Annotated in this window: 5 protein-coding genes; 2 read left to right on the top strand and 3 right to left on the bottom strand. The window is 70.4% G+C overall.

Features of this window, described 5'->3' with window-relative positions; genetic code table 11:
- Positions 1 to 383 precede the first annotated feature (383 nt).
- On the bottom strand, positions 384 to 884 hold the full coding sequence (greA, locus tag ACVNF4_RS32615) for a transcription elongation factor GreA (RefSeq protein WP_461806491.1): 501 nt from the start codon (positions 882 to 884) through the stop codon (positions 384 to 386).
- A 189-nt stretch (positions 885 to 1073) separates the two neighbouring features.
- Entirely contained in the window at positions 1074 to 1472 is a 399-nt protein-coding gene (locus ACVNF4_RS32610; RefSeq protein WP_461806490.1) for a DUF4307 domain-containing protein, read from the bottom strand.
- 150 nt (positions 1473 to 1622) lie between these two features.
- Between ACVNF4_RS32610 and mca the strand changes: the two genes are divergently transcribed.
- Entirely contained in the window at positions 1623 to 2483 is an 861-nt protein-coding gene (gene mca / locus ACVNF4_RS32605) for a mycothiol conjugate amidase Mca (RefSeq protein WP_461806492.1), read from the top strand.
- Positions 2476 to 2727 (top strand): hypothetical protein, encoded by a 252-nt coding sequence (locus ACVNF4_RS32600; protein WP_461806489.1) that lies wholly within the window; start codon positions 2476 to 2478, stop codon positions 2725 to 2727. The genes mca and ACVNF4_RS32600 overlap by 8 nt, the downstream gene beginning before the upstream one ends.
- A gap of 200 nt (positions 2728 to 2927) precedes the next feature.
- Here the strand turns inward: ACVNF4_RS32600 and ACVNF4_RS32595 are convergent.
- Positions 2928 to 4695 (bottom strand): tetratricopeptide repeat protein (locus ACVNF4_RS32595; RefSeq protein ID WP_461806488.1); only part of this gene is annotated, 1768 nt, incomplete at its 5' end.

Genomic DNA, 4695 nt, shown 5'->3' with positions numbered 1-4695 from the left:
CCGCATCCGACCGCGTGCCCGGCGCCGTCCCGGACCCCGGACCCGCATCCGGCCCCGGTCCCGTGCCCGCGCCGGCGCTCGGCCTTGTATCCGACTCCGCGTTCGGTCCCGGACCTGGTCCCGGACCCCGGACCGGTTCTCAGCCCCGTTCCCGTCCCGGCCCCGGTCCCGCGCTCGCGCCGGCGCTCGGCCTTGCATCCGACCCCGTGCCCGGCCCGGACCCCGCACCCGTTCTCAGCCCCGGCCCGGCCCGAACTCCGGTGCCCCGTTCGGTGGTCCCTCCCGCACCCCTGGCGGTTCGCCGAAGTGCCCCCGGGTATGACGGAGCCCCCGGTGCGGATCGGAGCGCGCCGGGGGCCTGTCGAGGGCGGAAGGAGGGGCCGTCAGCCGTTGTACGGCTCGGCCTTCAGGATGCGGACCGCCGCCTTCTTGCCATTCGGCAACTCGTACTCCGCGTCCTCCCCGACCTTGTGCCCGATGACCCCGGAGCCCAGAGGCGACTGCGGGGAGTACGTCTCGATCTCGGTGCTGGCGTATTCGCGGGAGGCCAGCAGGAAGGTCAGGGTGTCGTCCTCGTCGCCGTCGAAGGCGATGGTGACGACCATGCCGGGAGCGACCGTGCCGTCCGCGGACTGCGGAGTCTCGCCGACCTTGGCGTGCTCCAGCAGCTGCGTGAGCTGGCGCACGCGAAGCTCCTGCTTGCCCTGCTCTTCCTTGGCCGCGTGGTAACCGCCGTTCTCGCGCAGGTCACCTTCCTCGCGCGCCGCCGCGATCTTCGCGGTGATCTCCGAGCGCGCGGGACCAGTAAGGTACGCAAGCTCGTCCTTGAGCTTGTTGTACGCCTCCTGGGTCAGCCAGGTGACGTTCTCGCTGGTCTGGGTCACAGGTGCTCCTCGTAGGTACGGAAATACAAAGCATCGCCCTACCCCAAAGCATGTTCCTTCAGGGATGGGCGAAACCACGAGCCTAACAATTCGACGGCGGAAGGGGGAGGACATAAGTCACCGGAAAACCGTCACCGCAGGTCAGAGCAGCCCCCTGCGCGGGATACGTCGAACGCGTGAGCGTCCGGCTCAGCTCGGGTGGCACCCCAGCAGCTCGGCGGTCGTCCCCCGGGCCGTCGTCCGGAGCGTGACGACCTTGTCGATCCGGGTGTCCGAACCGGAGAAGCGGAAGTCCGCGCGGCCGACCTCGGAACCGTCCCTGGCCTGCGAGCGGACCGTGCAGTAGCCGCTGGTGCCCGAGTCCTTGCGGACTTCGAGGTGCACCTCGACGGAGGAGTCGGAGACCTGGAAGGCGATCAGCTCCCCGCTGATCTCGTTCTGGCCGACGTAGTGCCAGCCGAACCAGCCGATCATCCCGAGGAACAGCACGCCCAGGACCCCGCCGAAGATCTTCAGCCGGTGGTCGGCCCGCGCGTCGGACGTACGGCCGTAGCGACCCTGCGGCGCACCCGCACTTGCCGTACTCATGACTGGTCCTCCGGGCCCCGGAACAATTCGCCCCCCGATTCGGTCACTATAGAAGCCCCCCTCGCGTGGGAGCGCAGCACCCCTATCGCACCCCGGGATCCGCGGGTGCCGACCGACTGAGGATGAGTCTTGACTGACCAGCTACGACTGATGGCCGTCCACGCCCACCCCGACGACGAGTCGAGCAAGGGCGCGGCCACGATGGCGAAGTACGTGGCCGAGGGGGTGGACGTCCTTGTGGTGACCTGCACGGGCGGGGAGCGCGGCTCCATCCTCAACCCCAAACTTCAGGGCGACACGTACATCGAGGAGCACATCCACGAGGTGCGCAAGAAGGAGATGGACGAGGCCCGCGAGATCCTCGGCATCAAGCAGGAGTGGCTCGGCTTCGTCGACTCCGGCCTGCCCGAGGGCGACCCGCTGCCGCCGCTGCCCGAGGGCTGCTTCGCCCTTGAGGACGAGGACAAGGCGGCCGGGGAACTCGTCCGCAAGATCCGTTCGTTCCGTCCCCAGGTGATCACCACCTACGACGAGAACGGCGGCTACCCGCACCCCGACCACATCATGACCTACAAGATCTCGGTGATCGCCTTCGACGGCGCGACGGACACCGAGAAGTACCCCGAGTCCGAGTTCGGCCCGGCCTACCAGCCGCAGAAGCTCTACTACAACCAGGGCTTCAACCGCCCCCGTACGCAGGCGCTGCACGACGCGATGATCTCCCGAGGCATGGAGTCCCCTTACGAGGAGTGGCTCAAGCGGTGGGACGAGATCCAGCGCGTCGACCGCGTCCTGACCACGCACGTCCCGTGCGCCGACTACTACGAGATCCGCGACAAGGCGCTCCTCGCGCACGCCACGCAGATCGACCCCGACGGCGGCTGGTTCCGGGTGCCGCTGGACCTCCAGAAGGAGGTCTGGCCGACCGAGGAGTACGAGCTGGCGAAGTCTCTCGTCGATACCTCCATCCCCGAGGACGACCTCTTTGCGGGCATCCGCGACAATGCCTGACATGAGCGCAAGCGTGAGCCTGGCAATGACGCACCTCGTCCCCCTCGCCAAGGAGGTCGACGAGAACAAGGTCACCCCCGGCGTCCTCGGCTTCATCGTCTTCGCCGCGATGGCGTTGGCGGTGTGGGCCCTGATGAAGTCGATGAGCAAGCACATGAACCGGGTCGACTTCAAGGAACCGGCGGGGTCGCCCGCGGCCACCGGCTCCGCCGAGGACGCCTCGGAGAAGCCCGCCAAAGGCTGACCCCCGGGGGTAGGGGCTCGGTCGTACCGCCGGTGCACGGCGACGACCGGGCCTTACGGCTGTCCCGGGCGGATTGTGATATGTGTCACGCGCCTTACGGCGTCCGCTCCAGGCGAGGCCGGTTCCGCCCGGCAGGCCCGCGTAGCCGGCGTCGATGCGGCCGACCACCCCACCAGCAACACCCGTCCCCGCACCCCTTCCTAAGCCGCCCCCGCCGACACCGCCACCCCCATCACCTCCCGCGCATGCCGCCCCGGCACCATCCGCAACCGCCACCCCTGCCACCCCGCCTCCAGACTGACCCCCCGCTCCAGCACCAGCCCGTACGCCCCGACGAGATCCCCCAGCTTGTCGTCCCGCAACGCGTGCCCCTCCCGCCCGAGTTGGAGCAACTCCTCCTGCGCGACGGCGGTACCGATCTCCACACCCCCCGGCGACGCGTACGGCAACAAGGTGCAGCGCAGGAAGCGCGCCCAGTCCTCGCCCCGCCGGTCCCCGTAGGACGAGAACAGCGAGATGGCCTCGTCGCACAGTGAAAGCGCCTGCGCGGTACGGGCGTTGCCCGCGTCGACGACCGCGAGCTCCAGGCACGTCCACGCCTCCCCGTGCGCCACCCCGATCCGCTGGAAGTCGGCCCGCGCGTCCACCAGCAACTGCCGGGCGAACCCGGAGTTGCGCAGGGACCCGGTCTGCGCGGCACGCTGATCGCGGGTGACGCGGGCGGAGTGGTGGCGGGCGCAGGCGAGGCCGTAGACGTCGCGCATGCGGGAGAACATGGTGCGGGAGCGCTCCAGTTCACGGACGGAGCGGTCGAGCTGGCCCGTCTCCTCCAGGGTGAGCCCGAGGTAGTAGACGGTCCACGCCTCCCCACGGGCGTCCTCGTTCTCCCGGTGCCGGGCGGCGGCGGCCCGCAACTCCTCGGCGGCGAGGGCCGCTTCACCGGACATCAGCCGGGCACGGGCGAGCTGGGTGAGCGCCCACGCCTCACCCCGGGAGTCCCGGGTACGCCCGTACAGTTCGAGAGCCCGGCCCAACTCCCGGAACGCCTCGTCGACTTCACCGCGCCGCAGGTCCAACTGACCCAACTGGTAATGCGCCCACGCCTCCCCGTGCACCGACCCGCCCCGCCGGTGCAGCACCAGCGACTCGGTCAGCAGCTCCAGCGCCTCGGACAGCCGCGCCCGGTCCCGCTCGACGGCGGCCAGCGCGTGCAGCGTCCAGGCCCGGTCGGTCGCCAGCTCGGGTGCCTGCTGCATGTCGAGGGCCTCGCGCAGCTTCACGGCGGCCTCCACCAGGTTCCCCTGGTGGTGCAGGGTGATCCCGAGGGAGCACAGGGCGCGGGCCGCCCCCGCGTCGTGGTGTGCTTCGAGGTACAGGTCGACGACGGACGTCAGCGTCGTGCGCGCCTTGTCCAGCTCCCCGAGCTGCCGCGCGGCGATGCCGGTGCGCCACTGCACGGACCGCACCAGGAGGCTCTGGTCGATGGACTGGGCCAACTCGCTGATCTCCCCGAGCCGGTAGAGGTCGCCGCGCAGCAGGCAGTAGTCGCACAGGGCGCCCAGCAGACTGAGGACGGCGGCCTGGTCGACGCCCTCGGCGTGCCGCAGGGTCGCGGTGATGAAGCTGGACTCGTCGTCGAGCCAGCGCAACGCCTCGTCCAGGGAGGTGAATCCGTGCGGGCTGAACCGGTCGGAGCGGGTGGACATGTTGCCGTCGACCAACCGGAGGACGGAGTCGGCGAGTTCGGAGTAGCTGACGATCAACCGCTCCTGCGCGGCGACCAGTTCGGACGTCTCCTCCTCGTCCTGGAGGCGGGCGGCGGCGAAGGCGCGCACCAGGTCGTGCAGCCGGAACCGGTCCCCGCGCACCCGGTCGATCAGCCCCGCGCGGGCCAACTCGCCGAGCAGGCGGGCCGCTTCGGAGCGGTCGGTGGCGAGGAGCGCGGCAGCGGCGGCGGCGCCCAGCGAG

The organism is Streptomyces sp. S6 (assembly GCF_054880855.1).
The sequence above is the reverse complement of the archived record's forward strand: the minus strand, read 5'-3'. Positions and strand labels throughout refer to the sequence as shown.